The organism is Microcella sp., assembly GCF_051860105.1.
In the GTDB taxonomy this organism is placed as follows: Bacteria; Actinomycetota; Actinomycetes; order Actinomycetales; family Microbacteriaceae; genus Microcella.
Map to the genome: position 1 here is coordinate 82,445 of NZ_JBHYEO010000005.1, position 17,778 is coordinate 100,222.

19 protein-coding genes are annotated in these 17,778 nt (G+C 70.9%); 7 read left to right on the forward strand and 12 right to left on the reverse strand.

Annotation, left to right across the window (positions count from 1 at the left end; translation table 11 throughout):
- Position 1: 1 nt before the first annotated feature.
- From cydC to ACTIE9_RS04365, 4 genes are read right to left on the reverse strand one after another with little or no spacing between them, the layout of a single operon-like run.
- Positions 2-1,687, reverse strand: coding sequence for a thiol reductant ABC exporter subunit CydC (gene cydC / locus ACTIE9_RS04350; protein ID WP_439564346.1), 1,686 nt, complete (start codon positions 1,685-1,687; stop codon positions 2-4).
- On the reverse strand, positions 1,684-3,417 hold the full coding sequence (gene cydD, locus ACTIE9_RS04355) for a thiol reductant ABC exporter subunit CydD (RefSeq protein WP_439564415.1): 1,734 nt from the start codon (positions 3,415-3,417) through the stop codon (positions 1,684-1,686). The genes cydC and cydD overlap by 4 nt, the downstream gene beginning before the upstream one ends.
- Positions 3,363-4,379 carry a cytochrome d ubiquinol oxidase subunit II gene (cydB, locus tag ACTIE9_RS04360; RefSeq protein WP_439564347.1) on the reverse strand — a complete coding sequence of 339 codons (1,017 nt, stop codon included), beginning with the start codon at positions 4,377-4,379 and terminating at the stop codon, positions 3,363-3,365. The genes cydD and cydB overlap by 55 nt, the downstream gene beginning before the upstream one ends.
- A 21-nt stretch (positions 4,380-4,400) precedes the next feature.
- Positions 4,401-5,825, reverse strand: a complete 1,425-nt coding sequence (locus ACTIE9_RS04365; protein ID WP_439564348.1) for a cytochrome ubiquinol oxidase subunit I — start codon at positions 5,823-5,825, stop codon at positions 4,401-4,403.
- Between the two features lie 145 nt (positions 5,826-5,970).
- Between ACTIE9_RS04365 and ACTIE9_RS04370 the strand changes: the two genes are divergently transcribed.
- Entirely contained in the window at positions 5,971-6,642 is a 672-nt protein-coding gene (locus tag ACTIE9_RS04370; protein WP_439564349.1) for a DedA family protein, read from the forward strand.
- Positions 6,643-6,720: 78 nt separating this feature from the next.
- Here ACTIE9_RS04370 and ACTIE9_RS04375 read toward each other — a convergent pair whose 3' ends face one another.
- From ACTIE9_RS04375 to ACTIE9_RS04395, 5 genes are all read right to left on the reverse strand, one after another.
- The gene (locus ACTIE9_RS04375) at positions 6,721-7,632 is read right to left on the reverse strand and encodes an ABC transporter substrate-binding protein (RefSeq protein WP_439564350.1); all 912 of its coding nucleotides are present in this window, start codon (positions 7,630-7,632) and stop codon (positions 6,721-6,723) included.
- Positions 7,633-7,649: 17 nt separating this feature from the next.
- Positions 7,650-8,387 (reverse strand): ABC transporter permease, encoded by a 738-nt coding sequence (locus ACTIE9_RS04380; protein WP_439564351.1) that lies wholly within the window; start codon positions 8,385-8,387, stop codon positions 7,650-7,652.
- Positions 8,384-9,112: an ABC transporter permease gene (locus tag ACTIE9_RS04385; RefSeq protein ID WP_439564352.1), complete on the reverse strand. Its 729-nt coding sequence runs from the start codon at positions 9,110-9,112 to the stop codon at positions 8,384-8,386. Before ACTIE9_RS04385 ends, ACTIE9_RS04380 begins: the two co-directional genes overlap by 4 nt.
- Positions 9,109-9,933 carry an ABC transporter ATP-binding protein gene (locus ACTIE9_RS04390; RefSeq protein WP_439564353.1) on the reverse strand — a complete coding sequence of 275 codons (825 nt, stop codon included), beginning with the start codon at positions 9,931-9,933 and terminating at the stop codon, positions 9,109-9,111. The genes ACTIE9_RS04385 and ACTIE9_RS04390 overlap by 4 nt, the downstream gene beginning before the upstream one ends.
- A 139-nt stretch (positions 9,934-10,072) precedes the next feature.
- Positions 10,073-10,714 carry a TetR/AcrR family transcriptional regulator gene (locus ACTIE9_RS04395; protein ID WP_439564354.1) on the reverse strand — a complete coding sequence of 214 codons (642 nt, stop codon included), beginning with the start codon at positions 10,712-10,714 and terminating at the stop codon, positions 10,073-10,075.
- A gap of 209 nt (positions 10,715-10,923) precedes the next feature.
- Between ACTIE9_RS04395 and ACTIE9_RS04400 the strand changes: the two genes are divergently transcribed.
- The 4 genes from ACTIE9_RS04400 to ACTIE9_RS04415 all read left to right on the forward strand — a co-directional run bounded on the left by ACTIE9_RS04400 (position 10,924) and on the right by ACTIE9_RS04415 (position 14,718).
- On the forward strand, positions 10,924-11,985 hold the full coding sequence (locus ACTIE9_RS04400) for an App1 family protein (protein WP_439564355.1): 1,062 nt from the start codon (positions 10,924-10,926) through the stop codon (positions 11,983-11,985).
- Between the two features lie 73 nt (positions 11,986-12,058).
- Positions 12,059-12,499 (forward strand): hypothetical protein, encoded by a 441-nt coding sequence (locus tag ACTIE9_RS04405; RefSeq protein ID WP_439564356.1) that lies wholly within the window; start codon positions 12,059-12,061, stop codon positions 12,497-12,499.
- A 51-nt stretch (positions 12,500-12,550) separates the two neighbouring features.
- Positions 12,551-14,059 (forward strand): sensor histidine kinase, encoded by a 1,509-nt coding sequence (locus tag ACTIE9_RS04410; protein ID WP_439564357.1) that lies wholly within the window; start codon positions 12,551-12,553, stop codon positions 14,057-14,059.
- Positions 14,056-14,718 carry a response regulator transcription factor gene (locus tag ACTIE9_RS04415; RefSeq protein WP_439564358.1) on the forward strand — a complete coding sequence of 221 codons (663 nt, stop codon included), beginning with the start codon at positions 14,056-14,058 and terminating at the stop codon, positions 14,716-14,718. The genes ACTIE9_RS04410 and ACTIE9_RS04415 overlap by 4 nt, the downstream gene beginning before the upstream one ends.
- Before the next feature lie 46 nt (positions 14,719-14,764).
- On the opposite strand, the gene ACTIE9_RS04420 is transcribed toward ACTIE9_RS04415, so the two are convergent.
- The 3 genes from ACTIE9_RS04420 to ACTIE9_RS04430 form a co-directional block, all read right to left on the reverse strand.
- Entirely contained in the window at positions 14,765-15,124 is a 360-nt protein-coding gene (locus ACTIE9_RS04420; protein WP_439564359.1) for a hypothetical protein, read from the reverse strand.
- A 162-nt stretch (positions 15,125-15,286) separates the two neighbouring features.
- On the reverse strand, positions 15,287-15,697 hold the full coding sequence (locus ACTIE9_RS04425; protein WP_439564360.1) for a hypothetical protein: 411 nt from the start codon (positions 15,695-15,697) through the stop codon (positions 15,287-15,289).
- A gap of 69 nt (positions 15,698-15,766) precedes the next feature.
- Complete coding sequence (locus tag ACTIE9_RS04430; protein ID WP_439564361.1) at positions 15,767-16,999, reverse strand: phosphotransferase family protein; 1,233 nt, start codon at positions 16,997-16,999, stop codon at positions 15,767-15,769.
- Between the two features lie 172 nt (positions 17,000-17,171).
- Between ACTIE9_RS04430 and ACTIE9_RS04435 the strand changes: the two genes are divergently transcribed.
- Together ACTIE9_RS04435 and ACTIE9_RS04440 are read left to right on the forward strand one after the other, a co-directional pair.
- Positions 17,172-17,333, forward strand: a complete 162-nt coding sequence (locus ACTIE9_RS04435; protein ID WP_439564362.1) for a hypothetical protein — start codon at positions 17,172-17,174, stop codon at positions 17,331-17,333.
- A gap of 191 nt (positions 17,334-17,524) precedes the next feature.
- A complete protein-coding gene (locus ACTIE9_RS04440) occupies positions 17,525-17,776 on the forward strand; it encodes a hypothetical protein (RefSeq protein ID WP_439564363.1) in 252 nt (83 codons plus the stop codon).
- Positions 17,777-17,778: the final 2 nt, after the last annotated feature.

Below are 17,778 nucleotides of genomic sequence, written 5' to 3' on the forward strand. Positions count from 1 at the left end.
CCTACTGGGTCACCGGCAGGTGCACCCGCGCCGTCACGAGACGGTCGGGCACCGGTGTGTGCGAGATGACGAGCACGGCGCGGTCGGGGCTGGCGGCGGCGCCGAGCAGCTGCTCGAGCAGGCTCTCGGCACGCTCGGGATCGACGTTCGCGGTCGGCTCGTCGAGAACCAGCACGGGGGCGTCGGTCAGCAGCGCACGGGCGAGGGCGATGCGTTGCGACTCCCCGCCGCTCACCAGGCGCCCCCGCTCGCCGACGGGAGCATCCAGCCCCCCTCGGGCGCGGCACCACTCCCCCAGCCCGACACGCTCGAGCACCGCGAGCAGGTCGGAATCGGTCGCGGTGTCGTGCGCGAAGAGCAGATTCTGGCGGATGCTCTCATCGAAGAGATGCGGGCTCTGCTCGCACAGCACGACGTGACGGCGCACCTCGTCCGGGTGCAGCGCATGCACGTCGACACCGCCGAGGGTGTAGCTGCCGTCGTGATCGAGGAAGCGCACGAGCACGTGCGCGAGCGTCGTCTTGCCGGCGCCGCTCGAGCCGTCGACGACGACGCGGTCGCCGGGGGCGAGATCGAGGTCGACGCCGACGATCGCGGGTGCGGGCGCGCCCGGCCAGCCGGCACTCACCCCGCGCAGGTGGAGGGCGAGCGGCCCGCTCGGCAGGGTCTCCGCGACCGCGGGCGGGGTCGGCAACGCGCTCGGCACGGTATCGGGGATCACCTGCGCGATGCGATCGGCGCTCGCCCGCACCCGCCACCACGCCGAGAGCGCGCCCGGCAGGGCCGCGACCACCTCGAGCACGGCGAGCGGCACGAGCACGAGCATGACGAGCTGCGGGCCCGTGATCGCCGCGGCGACGAGCGACGGCTCCGTCACGAGCAGCGTCGCGAGCAGCGTGACCCCGGCCCCCAGAGTGAACAGGGCCGCGACGCTGCCGGCCGCGGCCGACTGCCGGGTCTGGGCGTGCCGCAGCTGCCCGTCGAGGTCGATGACGCGCGCGCGCTGCGCCTCGTCGGCGCCGAACGCCCGCAGGGTCTCCCAGCGCGTGAGGTATTCGAGCACCGCGTCGGCGAGCGCGGCGCGCAGGGGCGCGATGCGCCGATCGGCGTCGCGGCTGAGCCCCTGCAGCACCGCGACGGCGGCCGCACTCGTGACGAGCAGGCCGATGAGTAGCACGAGCGCCGCCGCCGGTGAGAGCCACGCGACGCCGACGACGCTGAGCCCCGCGACCGTGAGAGCCGTGACGAGAGGCTGCAGCACGCGCAGCGGCAGGTCTTGCAGGGCATCCACGTCGCGCACGAGCGCGGTGAGCAGGTCGCCCCGCCGCACGCCGCGCACGCCGTCGGGTGCCACGGGAAGCAGGCGCCGGAAGACGCTCACCCGCAGGGTGCTGAGGGCGCGGAACGCGGCGTCGTGCGCGACGAGCCGCTCGAGGTAGCGGAACACGGCCCGCCCCAGCGCGAAGGCGCGCACCCCGACGATCGCGAACCCCAGGAAGAGGATGGGCGGCTGCTCGGCCGAGCGCGCGATGAGCCACGCGCTCGTCGCGAGCAGCGCGACGGCCGAGCCGCTCGCGAGCACCCCGAGCGCGAGCGCCGGAGCGAACGCCCGCAGCGGGGGCAGGGATGCGCGCAGCACCGCGCGCCGCGCATCACGGGCGGCCGCCGGTTCGATCGTGGTCGTCATCGCACCCCCGCTCGGTGCGAGGGCGCGGCCGCGACCGTCGACGGCTCGAGAGCGAGCACGACATCGGCGGCCGCCATGACGGCCCGACGGTGCGTCACGACGATCACGAGGCGACCGTCGGCGGCGAGCGCGAGCAGACCGTCGATGACGCGCTGCTCGCTCGCCGCATCGAGCGCCGACGTGGGCTCGTCGACGAGCACGACGCGGCAGTCGCGGTCGATCGCCCGGTAGTGCGCCCGAGCGAGCGCGACGCGCTGCGCCTGGCCGCCCGAGAGCCCCTCACCGGCGGCGCCCAGCACGGTGCCGCGCGGAACATCGTCGGCGCCCGCCCACTGCAGCGAGGCCGTCACCCGGGCGGGGTCGATCGTCGTGGCGCCGAGCCCGACCACCTCATCGAGCGGGCCGCCCGTGAGATCGGGGCGCTGGCCCGCCCACGCGAGGCGGGCGAGGCGGGCGGCGGGCGGCGCGGGGAATCCGTCGAGCTCGACCACGCCCTCGTGCTCGACGAGGCCGAGCAGTGCGCCGAGCAACGAGCTCTTGCCCGCGCCGCTCGGGCCGGTGACGGCGAGCAGGGTGCCGGGCATCCACGCGGCCGTGAGGCGGTCGACGACCACACGATCACCGCGGCGCACCGTCAGCTCGCGCACGGCGAGCGCCGGCACCGGGTGACCGGGCGACACCGTTCGTGCACCCGGGAGGTCGGCCGACGGCGCCGGGCCGGGCGACCCGGTGCCGTCGAGGAGCGCGAGCACGTCGTCGGCGGCCGCGATGCCCTCGCTCGCCGCGTGGAACTGCGCACCGACCTGCCGGATCGGCAGGTAGGCCTCGGGCACGAGCACGAGCACGAAGAGACCGAGGGCGAGCGCGATGTCGCCGTCGATGAGCCGGATGCCGATCGATACCGCGACGAGCGCCACCGACAGGCTCGCCGCGAGCTCGAGCGCGAATCCCGACAGGAACGACAGGCGCAGCACGCGCATCGTGCGCCGCCGGTACTCGTCGGTGACCGCGGCGATGCGCTCGACCTGCCGGTGCTGGCGACCGAACACCATGAGCGTCGACAGACCCTGCACGACCTCGAGGAACCCCTGGGCGAGAGCGCCGAGCTGCTGCCACTGCCGACGCTGCACCGCGCGCGTCGACAGCCCGATGAGCACCATGAAGACCGGGATGATCGGCAGGGTCAGGATGACCGTGATGCCCGTCGCGATGTCGGCGAGCAGCAGCACCCCGACGATGATCGGGGTTGCGACCGCCGTGAGGATCAGCTGCGGCAGGTACCGCCCGATGTAGCCGTCGAGAGCGTCGAGGCCCTGCCCGAGCAGCGTCGCGACGCGAGCGCTCGACGTCGTGCCGAGCAGCCGGGAGCCGCCGGCGTCGACGGCCGCGATGACTCGTGCGCGCAGCTGGCTCTTGACTCGGGCGGCGCCGCGCACGGCGAGAGCATCCAGCAGCGCCTGCGTGAGCGCGCGCACGAGGATGCTGACCGCCGTCGCGATGATCGGCCCGCCCAGCTGCGCGACCGGCACGCCGTCGACGACGCCGGTGATCGACTGGGCCGCGAACCAGCAGAACGCGATGATGCTCGCCGTGTGCGCGACAGCGACGACCGCACCGGCCGCCAGCAGGGTGCGGGCGGCCGACGCGGTGCGCAGCAGGCGCGGATCGAGCGGCTTCAGTGCGCGGCCACGGGGATCGACGCGCGCGTGACCCGCTTGCGGAACACCCAGTAGGTGAACCCCTGGTACGCGAGCACAAGCGGCATCATCACGACGGCGACCCAGGTCATGACCTGCAGCGTGTAGTCGGAGCTCGAGGCGTTCTCGATCGTGAGGCTGAAGGCCGGGTCGGTCGTCGACGGCATCACGTTCGGGTACAGGGCGGCCAGGATGCTCGCGACAGCGAGCGCGATCGTCGCGGCCATGAGCCCGAAGGCGGCTTTCTCGGCCCCCGCCCGGTTGGCGACCCACGAGCCGATGAGGGCCACGGCCGCCGCCGCGGCGAGCCCGACGAGCACCGGCAGGTGGGCGATGTCGAGGTGCTGCAGCACGGTCCAGACGAGGAAGGCCGCAGCGACGACGATCGTGACGAGGCCCGAGCGCACGGCGAGCGCCCGTGCCCGCAGCCGCAGGTCGCCGTCGGTCTTGAGGGCGAGGAACTGTACGCCGTGCGTGAAGAACAGCATGAGAGTGGTGAGCCCGCCGAGCAGGCCGTAGGGGTTGAGCAGGTCGAAGAGCGTGCCCGTGTAGGTGCCCGACTCGTCGATCGCGACGCCCTGGATGATGTTCGCGAAGGCGACGCCCCACAGCAGCGCCGGAACGGCGGAGCCGACCACGATCATCCCGTCGAACCACGACTTCCACCGGTCAGACCTGCCCAGGCGGCGGTACTCGAACGAGACGCCGCGCGCGATGAGCGCGAGCAGAATGAGCAGCAGCGCGAGGTAGAAGCCGTCGAAGAGCGTGGCGTACCAGTAAGGGAACGCCGCGAAGAGCGAGGCGCCCGCCACGATGAGCCAGGTCTCGTTGAGATCCCAGACGGGGCCGATCGTGTTGATCATGACGCGCCGGTCGGTGTCGTCCTTGCCGAGGAACGGCAGGGCCATGCCGACGCCGAAGTCGAAGCCGTCGAGCACGAAGTAGCCGATGAACAGGAATCCGACGATTCCGAACCAGAGGTATGCGAGGTCCATGATGCGTTTCTCTCCGGGTTCCTAGTAGACGGTCGCGAGCTTCGCGGGGTCGACGTCGGCGCTGTCGGTGCCGGAACCGTCGCTGTACCTCGTCCAGTCCTTCGGGCCATCGATGGCCGCGCGCTTGATGAGGCCGAACTCGACCACGGCGAGCGCGCCGTAGATGAGCGTGAAGGCGATGAGCGAGATGAGCACCTCGAGGCCCGTGACACCCGGCGAGACGCCGTCCTCCGTGCGCATGAGGCCGAAGACGATCCAGGGCTGCCGGCCCATCTCGGTGAAGATCCAGCCGACGAGGCTCGCGACGAGGGGCACGGGGGCCGACCAGATCGCGACCTTCCACACCCAGGTCTTCTCGGGCATCCGGCCACCGCGCGTCAGCCACAGGCCGACGACCGAGATGAGGGCCGCGAGGGCGCCGAGGCCGATCATCCACCGGAAGCTCCAGTAGGTGATCCAGATGATGGGCGTGTAGTCGCCGGGGCCGAACTCGGTCTGGTACTGGGCCTGCAGGTCGTTGATGCCCTCGACGGTGCCGCCGAAGTCGTGCGTCGAGAGGAATGAGAGCACGTAGGGGATGCGGATCGAGAAGAGCTCGCTCGAGCCGTCGGGCGTGCCCCAGGTGAAGATCGAGAAGGATGCGCCCGCCGTGGTCTCGTAGAGCGCCTCAGCGGCGGCCATCTTCATCGGCTGCGTCGCGACCATCACGAGCCCCAGCTGGTCGCCCGAGAGGGCGACGCCGACGAACGCGACGACGTTGACGACGAGCCCGAAGCGCAGCGCCGTGCGCATCTCATCGACGTACTGGTTCTTCGACAGGTGGTAGGCGGCGACCGCGACCATGACGACGGCCGCGAACATGATGGAGGCGAAGATCGTGTGCGGGAACTGGGTGAGTGCGACGGGGTTGGTGAGAACGGCACCGATGTCGGTGAGCTCGGCTCGCCCCAGCTCCTCGTTGATCTCGAAGCCGACCGGGTTCTGCATGAACGCGTTGGCCGCGAGGATGAAGTACGCCGACAGCGTCGTCGAGAGCGCGAGCAGCCAGATGACGGCGAGGTGCAGCTTCTGCGGCAGCTTGTCCCAGCCGAAGATCCAGAGACCGATCATGCTCGCCTCGAGGAAGAACGCGAGCAGGCCCTCCATCGCGAGCGGGGCGCCGAAGACGTCGCCGACGAAGCGCGAGTAGTCGCTCCAGTTCATGCCGAACTGGAACTCCTGCACGATGCCCGTCACGACGCCCATCGCGAAGTTGATGAGGAAGATCTTGCCGAACAGCCGCGTGAGGTGTAGGTACTTCAGCTTCGAGGTGCGCACCCAGGCGGTCTGGAACATCGCGACGAGGATGACCATGCCGATCGTGAGAGGCACGAAGAGGAAGTGGTACAGGGTCGTGAGACCGAACTGCCACCGGGCCAGAAGAAGAGGATCGAGCCATTCGACCACGAGCGGGTCACCTGCCTTGCGGGGATGGGGTGGAAGGGGGACGCGGCGACGCTGCCGGTTCGAGCCTAGGAACGCGCGCCCGGGCGCACAGGGGCCGAAGGTCCCGAATCGGCGTCGCCACAGGGGCGGTCGATAGGCTCGCCGCGTGAACGAGCTGCTCGACGCCATCCTCGACCTCGTGCAGGGCGTCGACCCCGTGCTGCGCACGGCGCTCGCCGGGCTGTTCATCATGCTCGAGACGACGATCCTGCTCGGGCTCATCGTGCCGGGCGACACCGTCGTGCTCGTCGCGAGCACCGCCGTCGACTCCCCCGCCGAGTACTGGGCGCTCACGATCACCGTCATCGTCGGGGCGCTCACGGGCGCCTCGCTCGGCTTCGCGATCGGCCGGTTCTTCGGGCCGCGCCTGCGGGCATCCCGCCTCGGCCGGCGCCTGGGCGAGAAGAACTGGCAGCGCGCCGAGCGGTTCCTCGACCACCGCGGCGGCATCGCCGTCTTCATCTCGCGCTTCGTGCCCGTGCTGCACTCGCTCACCCCGCTCGTCGTGGGCATGAGCGGCCTGCGCTACCGCACGTTCATGCTGTGGCTCACCCCGGCGTGCATCCTGTGGGCCTTCGCCTACGTGACGGTCGGGTCGGCCGCCGCCGAGGGCTACCGCAGCATCGCCGAGCAGCTCGATTACGCGGCCGTGATCTTCGTGGCCGTCATCGCCGGCTTCTGGCTGCTCGTCTTCGCCGTCAAGAAGCTGCTCGATCGCTACGTGGGGCGCTTCGCCGACCATCCGGGCGACGGAGACGCGAGCACGCGCGACGACTGAGCGTCGCGCCTCGAGAACGCGGAAGGGGCGGGCGCCAGTCGGCGCCCGCCCCTCACGGCGAAGGGATGCTGCGGCTGGCTAGCCGAGGAACCCGTTCTCGGTCAGCCACTGCGTGGCGATCTCGGCCGAGCTGAGCTGGTCGACCGTGCTCTGCACGTTGAGGGCGACGAGGCCCTCGGGCGTGAGCGCGGCGCTGACGGCGTTGATGATGTCGACAGCCTCCTGCGGAAGGTCGGCCGAGGCGATCGGCACGACGTTCGAGGCCAGGAACAGGCCCTCGGGGTCGGCGAGCGTCACGAGGCCGTTCTGGCCGATGCGCGGGTCGGCGCTGAACACGTTGGCGACGTTCACGATGCCCTCGAGCAGCGACTCGACCGTGGTGTCGCCCGTGGCCTGGAAGGCGACGGTGACGCCGTAGACCGACTGCAGGCCGGAGGGACCGTACGGACGCTCCTCGAGCTCCGGAGCGCCGCCGAGGATGAGGCCCTCGACGCCCGCGAGGTCGGCGATCGTCTCGAGGCCGTTGGCCTCGGCGAATTCGGCCGTCACGTTGTAGCTGTCTTGATCGGTCGCGGGCGACTGGTCGAGGGCCTGCAGGCCCTCGGGCACCACGGTGAGCAGCTCGGCGTAGACCTCGTCCGACTGCGTCGCGGTGGTCTCGGGGCTCCAGAACTGCAGGAGGTTGCCCGTGTACTCGGGGAACAGGTCGACCTCGCCGGCCTCGAGGGCCGGGATGTAGGCGTCGCGCTGCCCGATCTGGAAGTTGCGCTCGACCTCGAAGCCGCCGGCCTCGAGCGCCTGCGCGTAGAGCTCGGCGATGATCTCGTTCGAGTAGTACGCCTGCGAGCCGATGACGATCGTCTCGGCAGGAGCATCCGTATCCGGCTCGGGCGCCAGCGGGTCGCCCGATGCACACCCTGCCAGGGCCAATGATGCCCCGACCACGGCCGCCGTCATGGCGAACCGGCCCTTGTTCCTTGCTGTGAACATGTGTTCTTCTCTTCTCTTCAGGTGGTGGCGGAGGTTTCCGCCGTCGCGCGGCGCCCGGATGGCGACGTGCGAACGTCGATGTCGCGCCCCGCGCGCACTCCGCGCGGGACGGCGTAGCGCTCGAGCACCGCGAACAGCGCGTCGAACAGCAGAGCGAGCAGGATGACGAGGATGGCGGCGCCGAGCATCTGGTCGTAGCTTCGCAGCTGGATCCCCTGGACGATGTCGTAGCCCAGGCCGCCCAAGTTGACGTAGGCCGCGAGCGTCACCGTAGCGACGACCTGCAGGGTCGCGCTGCGCAGCCCGCCGATGAGCAGCGGCAGACCGAGCGGCACTTCGACCTTCCAGAGGATCTGCCACTCGGTCATGCCCACCGATCGCGCCGCGTCGATCGTGCGCCGGTCGATGACCTCGAGGCCCGCGTAGGCTCCCGCGAGGATCGGGGGGATCGCGAGCAGCATGAGCACGAACACCGTCGACGGCCCGCGTAGCGTGACGCCGATGAGCATGACGAACAGGAACAGCAGGCCGAAGGTCGGCAGGGCGCGTGCGGCGCCCGAGATACCCACCGCGAGCTCTCGACCGCGCCCCGTGTGCCCGATGAGCCAGCCGAGCGGGATCGCGACGAGGGCCGCGCAGACCATCGCGAGGCCCGTGTAGAACAGGTGCTCGCCGATGCGAACAGGAATCGACCCGGGGCCCTGCCAGTTGACGGGGTCGGCGAGCCACAGCCACGCATCCACGAAGAGATTCATCGCAGCGCTCCCTGCTGCACGCCGCGACCGACAGCGAGATCGGGTGTCTCGACGCCCTGCTGGCTCTCGACCGATCGACCGTTCGTCGGGCGTCCGACGCGGGTCCACGGCATGAGCGCCCGCCCGAGCAGCACGAGCGCGCCGTCGAACAGCAGCGCGACGATGACGGTCATGACGACGCCCGCGAGCACCTCTTCGACGATGCCGCGCTGGAAACCGTTCGTGAACAGGTAGCCCAGGCTCTGCACGCCCACGACGATGCCGACCGTGAGCAGGCTCACGGTGCTGACGGCGACGACGCGCAGGCCGGCGAGCAGCACGGGCCCTGCGAGGGGGAAGTCGACCGTCCAGAACCGGCTCCAGCTCGAGTAGCCGACCGCGGTCGCCGCCTGCCGCACGTCGGGGTCGACGCTCTGCAGTGCCTCGGCCACCGAGCGCGCCATGATCGCGACCGCGTAGATCGTGAGCGCGATGAGCACGTTCGCCTCGCTCAAGAACCCGATGCCGAGCAGCGGCGGCAAGATCACGAAGAGCGCGAGCGAGGGGATCGTGTAGAGCAGGCCGACCAGCGTGAGAATGAGCCCGCGCGTGAGGCGGTAGCGATAGGCGAGCCAACCGAGCGGGATCGCGATGACGAACCCGAGCACGATCGGCAGGATGCTCAGCCGGATGTGCTCCAGCGTCAGCTGCAGGATCAGCTCGAGGTTGTTGAGAACCCAGGTCACGCCGGGCCCGCCTCCACGAGACGCCCTGCCAGATTGCCGTCGCCATCGACGAGCACCCGCTCGCCGTCGACCACCTGGATGCTCAGCGCGCGCTTGCCGCGATCGGCGCCGATGAAGCTCGCGACGAACTCGCTCGCGGGGTTAGCGAGAATCTCGGCCGGGGTGCCCTTCTGCGCGATGCGGCCGCCCTTCTCGAGAATGACGACCTGGTCGCCGAGCAGGAACGCCTCGTCGATGTCGTGCGTGACGAAGACAACGGTCTTGTCGAGCTCGCGCTGCAGTCGCAACAACTCTTGCTGCAGGTCGGCGCGCACGATCGGGTCGACGGCGCCGAACGGCTCGTCCATGAGCAGGATGTTCGGGTCGACGGCGAGACCGCGCGCGACCCCCACGCGCTGCTGCTGGCCGCCTGAGAGCTGCGAGGGATAGCGGTCGGCCATCGAGCGGTCGAGGCCGACCGTGTCCATCAGCTCGAGGGCCCGGGCGTGGGCCTGCTTCTTCGGCACCCCGTTGAGGCGCGGCACGGTCGCGATGTTGTCGATCACCCGGCGATGCGGCAGCAGCCCTGAGTTCTGCATGACGTACCCGATGCGGCGGCGCAGCCGCACCGGCTCGATGTCGCTGACGTTCTCGCCGTCGATTTCGAGCTCGCCGCTCGTGGCATCGACCATGCGGTTGATCATGCGCAGCAGCGTCGTCTTGCCCGAGCCGCTCGACCCGACGAGCACGGTCGTCTGACGGCTCGGGATCACGAGGCTGAAGTCGTCGACCGCGAGCGTGCCGTCGTCGAAGCGTTTGGAGATGGAGCGGAACTCGATCACGGTGCTCTCCCCTCTGCTGCCGCTGGTGCGGAGCGCGCGCCCAGCGCGCACTCAGTCAAACAGCATTCGGAGCGGAGCGTGTTCCGATCGCCCCGGATTCTGGGCAGTTGTCCAGACGCCGGGCGTCAGCCTCGGTCGGTCAGAGACGACCGGCGAGCACCGCGCGCACCGCGCGCTCGGCCTCGGCCAGCAGAGCGGCGTCGCCCTGGGAGGATCGGGCGAAGGCCCGTGCCACGAGGGCGTCGGCGATCTCGATCGCCGTGCCCACCGCGAGGCGCACCTCAGCGCTGTCGACCACGTTGTAGCCCGCGATGAGCGCGTCGGCGACGACATCGGCCATCATGGCGTTCGCGGTCGCCTCCGTCTGCGGCGGGAGCAGATCGAGCACGTCGCCCGCGCGCACCGAGCGGTAGCCCAGCTCGCTGCGGAACAGCTCGGTCATGGCGCCGAGAACCGCGACGACGGCATCCGTCGCCGAGGCATGGCCCCCGGGCACGAGCTCGGCCGCGACCCGGCCCATGAGGCGCTCGGTGTTGCGAGCCGCCAGGCTCTGCAGCACCGCGATGCGGTCGGGGAAGTAGCGGTAGACGGTGCCGATGGAGGCGCCGGCGCGCTCCGCGACCATGGCGGTCGTCAGGCGCTCGTAGCCGATCTCATCGATGACGGCGGCGGCGGAGTCGAGCAACGCGGCGAGTCTCGCCGTGCTGCGGGCCTGCACCGGCTCGTTGCGAATAGGAGCGGCGGCACTCAGCAGCGGGGTGCTGGACTCAATGATGTTCACGGTGAACCCTTTCGACGCCGCCAGCGTACTCCTCGAGGTGAGGTAATGGCGTCTTGCCACGGCGTTTGGTGCCACTTCATGTTCGACGGGCGAACACGCGACCACTGGACCGTTCTGTGCACCCTAACTGCACAATCCGCTCTCGAGAACCGACTCATCGGCGTCTGACCGACGCGCAGCAGACCACCGCGGTCTGACACACTGAGCAGGTGCCGGCCGAGAATGACGCCCCCGATTCCCCGCCGCGAGCCCCCTGGGCGCGTCGGGCCGTCGCCCTCGAAGACCGGTTCCACCGCATGCGTGAACGCCGCGGCCGCCGTCGAGGCCTGGAACCCGTGGTCATCCCGTACAGCGGCTACGGCGGCAACGGCTGGATCCGCGTGCTGTGCCGCGTGCTGCTCGCGCGGCCCGACGCGACGCGCCGCACCCCCGAGACGATCCGCGGCTGGCGCAGCTTCGTCAGCATCCCCGTCGCCGACTGCCCGGTGACGATCACGGCCGACGGCCAGCAGTTCGTCGTGCACGCCGACCGCGGCGGTGTCGTCGACGTCGACCTGACCGTGCACCTCGAGCCGGGGCTGCGCACCATCACTCTGCAGGCAGAGGGCTCGCAGCCGGTGACGGCCCGCGTCTTCGTCGTCGACCCGGATGCCCGCATCGGCATCGTCAGCGATATCGACGACACCGTCATGGTCACGGCGCTGCCCCGCCCGTTCCTCGCCGCATGGAACACCTTCGTGCTCGATGAGCACGCACGCCGCCCCGTACCGGGCATGGCCGTGCTGCTCGAGCGCCTCACGCGCGAGCACGAGGGGTCTCCCGTGATCTACCTGTCGACAGGTGCCTGGAACGTCGCCCCCACCCTCGACCGATTCATGAGCAGGCATCTCTACCCCGCGGGCACGATGCTGCTCACCGACTGGGGGCCCACCCATGACCGGCTCTTCCGCAGCGGCCAGGAGCACAAGCGCGAGAGCCTCGCGCGCCTCGCCCGCGAGTTCCCGGCCATCCGCTGGGTGCTGATCGGCGACGACGGCCAGCACGACGAAGCCCTCTACCGGGAATTCGCGGGAGCCCACCCCGACAATGTCGCGGCCATCGCCATCCGGCAGCTCTCGACCCCCGAAGCCGTCTTCGCCGGCGGCCGCAGCCACCTCGACGAGGGGCGACCCCCGAGCGATGTGCCCTGGGTGTGGGCGCCCGACGGAGCCGGGCTCGCCGAGCAGCTCGCCGACGTGGGCCTGCTCGACGATCACGCCAACGGCGACTAGGTCGCCCTCCCGTTCGAACATTCGTTCGATAGACTCGCGGCGTTCGAACGGACGGATGCGCGGGAGGTGCGGCATGGCCCGAGGGCTCTCGCGTCGCGCCGGCCCGGAGCATCCCGTGCTGTTCCGGTTCGGCGACGAGATCCCCGAACCCGTGCGGCCGCCCCGCCCGCGGGCCGCGGCCGCGCTCGAGCCGTTCAGCGCCGTGCTGGCCGCGGCCGAGGCCACCGCTCTCGACCTGTTAGACGCGCGCTCTGACGGACGCACCGTGCTCGTCGGCGGCGAGCGGCGGCCGCCGGAGGCGTCGCTCGCCGGCGACGCCCTGCTCGACGACGGCACGGCGGTCGTGCCTCTCGTGCTCGGTTCGCGCGCCTCACGGGCTCTGCGCTCGGCCCTCACCACGCGCTACCTGCTCGTCACCGGCGTCGTGCGGCACCGCGACGGCACCCTGTCGATCGAGCCATCCGAGGTCGCCGACCTGCGGGTGATCGCGCGCGACTGGGGCGGTCGACGGTGAGAGTGCTCTCATCTGAGCCGATGGCGGGGATGCCCGGCCGATAATGGAGAGATGCTGCGACGCCCGCTCCCCCGGTTCTCGGTGCGGTCGCGCATTCTCGCCGTGATCCTCATCGTCACGATGCTCGGGATGTCGGTCTCGGGCTTCGCGGCATACCTCGTGCAGCGCGACCGGGTGATCGAGGGCCTCGATGCCGAGCTGCTCGCGTCGGTCGAAGCGGCGCGGGGCATCGTCACCGGCGCCTCCACGTCGACCTCCGATGAGAACGCCCCCGAGGCTGCGGCGCTGCCGACGACCGTCACCGACGCGCTCTCCGACATCCTCTCGCGCATCGTGCCCGGCCGGCACGAGAGCAGCGTCGGCATCATCGATGGCGAGGTGCGCTGGCTCCCGTTCGTCGAGACCGCGTTCGATCTCGAAGACGACCCGGCGTTCATCGCCCGCGCCTGGCAGGAGGCATCGGCGGGCGAGGTCACGCTCGGCACCGCCATCACGACCGTCGGCACGCTGCGCTATGTGAGCGTGCCCGTCATCGTCGACGGCGACGAGCAGCTCGGGGTCTTCGTCACGGCGATGGATGCGCAGCGCGCAGTCGACGAGGTCGGTGGGGCCTTCCTCACCTACGCGGGCCTCGCCTTGCTCTCGCTCGCCGCGATCGGCGTCATCGGCTGGTTCGTCGCGGGGCGCTTGCTCGCCCCCATCCGCACGCTCTCCGAGACGGCCTCGCGCATCACCGCTGCGGATGTCAGCGAGCGCATCCCCGTCATCGGCCGCGACGACGTCTCGGCGCTCACGGAGACGGTCAACGCCATGCTCGACCGCATCGACGAGGCGCTGACGAGCCAGCGGCAACTGCTCGACGACGTGCGGCACGAGCTCAAGACCCCGATCACGATCGTGCGCGGTCACCTCGAGCTGCTCGACGAGAGCAAACCAGGCGACGTGCGCGCCGTGCGCGACATCGCCATCGACGAGCTCGACCGCATGGCCGAGCTCGTGAACGACATCGACGCGCTCGCGCGGGTCGAGCACAGCGAGGTGCTCGCCGAGCCCACCGACATCGCCGACTTCACGGCGCTCGTCTTCAGCAAGATGCAGGCGATCCCCGGGCACGACTGGGTGCTCGTCGACGCCGCCGACGTCGTCGCGCCGCTCTCGCCCTCGCGCATCACCCAGGCGTGGGTGCAGCTCGCCGACAACGCCGCGAAGTACTCGCCCGAGGGCACCGAGATCCGCGTCGGCAGCACCTCGTACGCGGGCACGGTGGAGTTCTGGGTGGCCGATGCCGGACCGGGGATTCCGGCGGGCGCCGAGAAGCGCATCTTCGAGCGGTTCGGGCGTGCCGACACGGGCCGCGGCATCGCCGGGTCGGGCCTGGGCCTGCCCATCGTCGCTGCGATCGCCCGCGCGCACGGAGGCTACGTGAGCCTCGACAGCTCGTCGGCGGGCTCTCGCTTCGGCATCGTCGTGCCCACGATCGAGCGGGCCGCCGCACCGCCGCCACCCGCCGCCGGCTTCGTCGAGCCCGAGACCGTCGACCCCGCGAGGAGCCCCGCATGAGCAGCATCCTGATCGTCGAGGATGAGAAGCGCATCTCGTCGTTCATCGAGAAGGGCCTCGCCGCGGCCGGCTACACACCGACCGTCGTCGCGAACGGTCTCGACGCCCTCGACTACGTCGCGACGGGGTCGTTCGACCTCGTGCTGCTCGACGTCGGACTGCCCGGCATCGACGGCTTCGCGGTGCTCAGGCGCCTGCGCGAGAGCGGCGAGACCATGCCCATCATCATGCTGACCGCGCGCACGAGCGTCGACGACACCGTCGCGGGCCTCGACGGGGGCGCGAACGACTATCTGCCGAAGCCCTTCAAGTTCGACGAGCTCGTGGCCCGCATCCGGCTGCGGTTGCGCGAGTCGGGGCAGCAGACCACCATCGAGACGGCGCTGCGGCACGGCGAGGTCTCTCTCGATCTCAAGACCCGGCGAGTGTCGGTCGGCGAACGGTCGATGGATCTCTCGGCGCGCGAGTTCGCCCTCGCTGAGCAGTTCCTCCGCCACCCCGAGCAGGTGCTCTCGCGCGAGCAACTGCTCAGCCGCGTGTGGGGCTTCGACTTCGATCCGGGCTCGAACGTCGTCGACGTGTACGTGCGCTACCTGCGCGGCAAGATCGGCGCCGAGCACATCGAGACGGTGCGGGGCATGGGATACCGCCTGGTCTGATCCGATCGCGAGCGCCAGCGGTCAGACGCGCTGGCCCGCGCGGCGCTCACCCGTCGACTCTCGCGGGGCTCGCCGGGGAGGCGACCGAGTCGTCGGTCGTGATCGCGGGGCCCGGCGCAACAGGCTGCGGCGCGGGGGCCGGCGCCTGCTCGATGGCGGGCGACGAGCTCGGAGCCGGAGAGGTGCTCGGGGCGGTCGTGCTCGACGGCACCGGGAAGGTCACATCGCCGGAGTCGGTGCCGCCCTTCCCGCCGTCAGGGAGGGTCGAGATGGGCGGCACCTCGGCGGTCGTGGTGGAGTCGACGAGCAGCATGGCGTTCGCGGCGCCGATGGCGCTGGAGGCGATGATGCCGATGCCGAGCGCAGAGATCGCCGTCACGGCGATCCAGTGCGGGGCTGCGGGCATCCGTCTCTCACTCTCTCTTCGGGGTCACCACCATCCTCGCGGGCGCTCATGAGAACGGCGACAGCCCCCGATGAGAGATCTCTCATCTCACCGGGGGGGGTGCGGAGCGGACGGCGCCCGAAGGACGCCATCCGCAGCGACGGCGCCGGAGCACCACCGAGGTCAGTCGACCGAGTCGACGCTCGCCGGGCTCGCCACCGAGGCGGGGCTCGCGGGCGTGGCCGGGCTCGGCGGGGTGTCGACCGACACCGGGCTGATCGGCGACGCGGGGCTGATCGGAGAGGCCGGGCTGTCGACCGAGACCGGCGAGGGGGCCGTGTCGGCCGACGCGGGCGACGGCGTGGCGGGCGAGGTGGTCGACGCCGGCGAGACGATGGTGTCGCTCGACACCCGGAAGTCGAGCGTTCCGGGCCCGGTGCCACCCTCGGTTGTCGCCGCGATGCCGGGAACAGCGAGACCCGTGGCGTTCTCGATGAGCGGCATGGCGTTCGCGATGCTCGTCGCGCCCCACGCGATCACGCCGAGGCTGAGGGCGGATGCGGCGCCGACGGCGATCCAGCTCTTCGTGTCCATGCTGTTGTTCCTCCTGCACAGACCCGGTGGTCTGTGTCGATGAGGCCACTCTCGCCCGGAGGCATGAGATCACCAGGAGGACGTGGTGAGAGGCCTCTCATCCGCATTCACGACGCGATGGGCGCGTTCGATGAGCTCGGTCGCCCCCGCCGACCCGGCGGCCGAGCGCGAGAGCGCGTGCCCCAGCAGCTGCGTCGCGGCGATGGCGTGCGCTCGATCGGGGAACCCGGTCTCCGCCGACCGGAACCAGCGTCGACGCCAGCCGTCGGCGAGCACCGACGATCGCCGCGCGCGCACCGTCGCACGACTGCCGCCATCGTGCACGACGGTCGCGATGAGGTGCGCGTACAGCGCGGCCGCGTCGTCCGCGGGGTCACCCCAGCCGGACGTGTCGATATCGAGCACGCCCGTGATGCGCGTGGGCGCCGCGGGATCGACGAGCAGCTGGGCGAGATGGAGATCGCCGTGCACCGTGAGCGACGGCGGCGGCGCGCCGCCCGCCTGGAACCGCTTTGTGATCGTGCGCGCGGTGTGCTCGATGAGCCCGTCCTGCGCGGGAAGCTGCTCGATGAGGCGCTCTTCGTACCAGTCGACGCGTCGCACGAGGGATGCTCGCGCCGACGACACGGAGGGAACGCGAGCGATCGCGGCGCCGAGCGCGTCGATCTGGTCGAGCAGGGCATCCGGGTCGGGGATGCGGTCGAGCACGGCGATGAGCTCGGAGCCGGCCAGCGCCTCAAGGGCGACGAGGCCTTCCTCGCTCCAGCCGAGCACCGCGGGCACCGGCACGCCTGCCTCGCGCCAGAGCGTGTGGCGAGCCTGCAGCGGCTCCGCTGCGGGCGGGCGCACGACCTTCAAGAAGTAGGCGGTGCTGCCGGTGTCGACACGCACGACCGCGCGCTTGCCCGGGCGGTACGCCGCGAGGCTGACCCGGAGCGCATCGACGGGCAGACCGAGGCGCGCGAGCACGACGCCCGCCGCCTCTGCGTAGACCGCGGTGCGCAGCGCGGGCAGGGCGGGGTCGGCGGGATACACCCACACGTCGACGCGCTCACCCGTCACGGGATTGCTGAGCGCGAGAACACCGGGGCGCGTCGCCTCGGGCGGTGAGGTCTCGACGAACACCGTGTGATCGGCAGCGGCCCCGGAGTCGTCGCGGAGGCTGACGCGGTACCCGCGCGTAAAACCGTTGCCGGTCGGCTCGACCTGCAGGGCCTGCGCATCGAGGAGCGTCGACTCGAGCGACGCCGCGACGGCCTCGAGCACGTCGCGGTGCAGAAGACGTTCTCCCGGATCAGCCACCCCCCCATTCTCGCTGGTCGCCGACCGCGCGCGGCACACGCAGCGGCGCGTCGATGAGCGAAACTCGTTCCGTCAGGACTTTGGGCCTTTGCCCGATCGCCCTGGTGTCCGTAATATGGGACAGCCGCTACACCCGAAGAGCGGCGTCATCCTCACCCGAAGAGGACCCATCATGATCAAAGACGGTCTGCAGTACCTGCTTGCCGCCGCGATCAGCACCGCGCTGATCGTGACCGCGAGCATCGTGCTCGACGAACCCGCCGGCCGCGCGAACCCCGATCGCGACGACACGCGCCTCGAGCGCGTCGTGGATGTCGAGCTGCCGACGCTCTAGCCGCTCAGTCACGCGCTCCACATGCTCTCGCACCCCCCGAACGGGGTGCGAGGGTCGCTCACTCCTGGTTGCCGAACGTCGCGGGGCGGGCGTACGCTGAATCACGACCGAACGCCCCCTCGGTCGCTCCCCGATTCGGCCCGTCACCCGCGGTGCCGCGTTCCTCGCTACCCGACAGGAACCGTGACGTCATGCTCGCCCTCGTCATCACCGCCGCGACCCTCATGCTCGTCGGCGCGATCGTCGTCAGCCTCGAGCGCCACAGCCGACTCACCCCCGTCACCGCGATCGTCACCGGTCTCGGCACGCTCGCCATCGTGCTGGGAGCGATCACCGCGACGGTCGCCACGATCGATCCGGCCACCGCTGACGTGGTGCCGCGCGGCGTCACCATCAACCAGCTGCCCGAGCGCGTCACCGACGTCGAGCTGCCGACGCTCTAGAG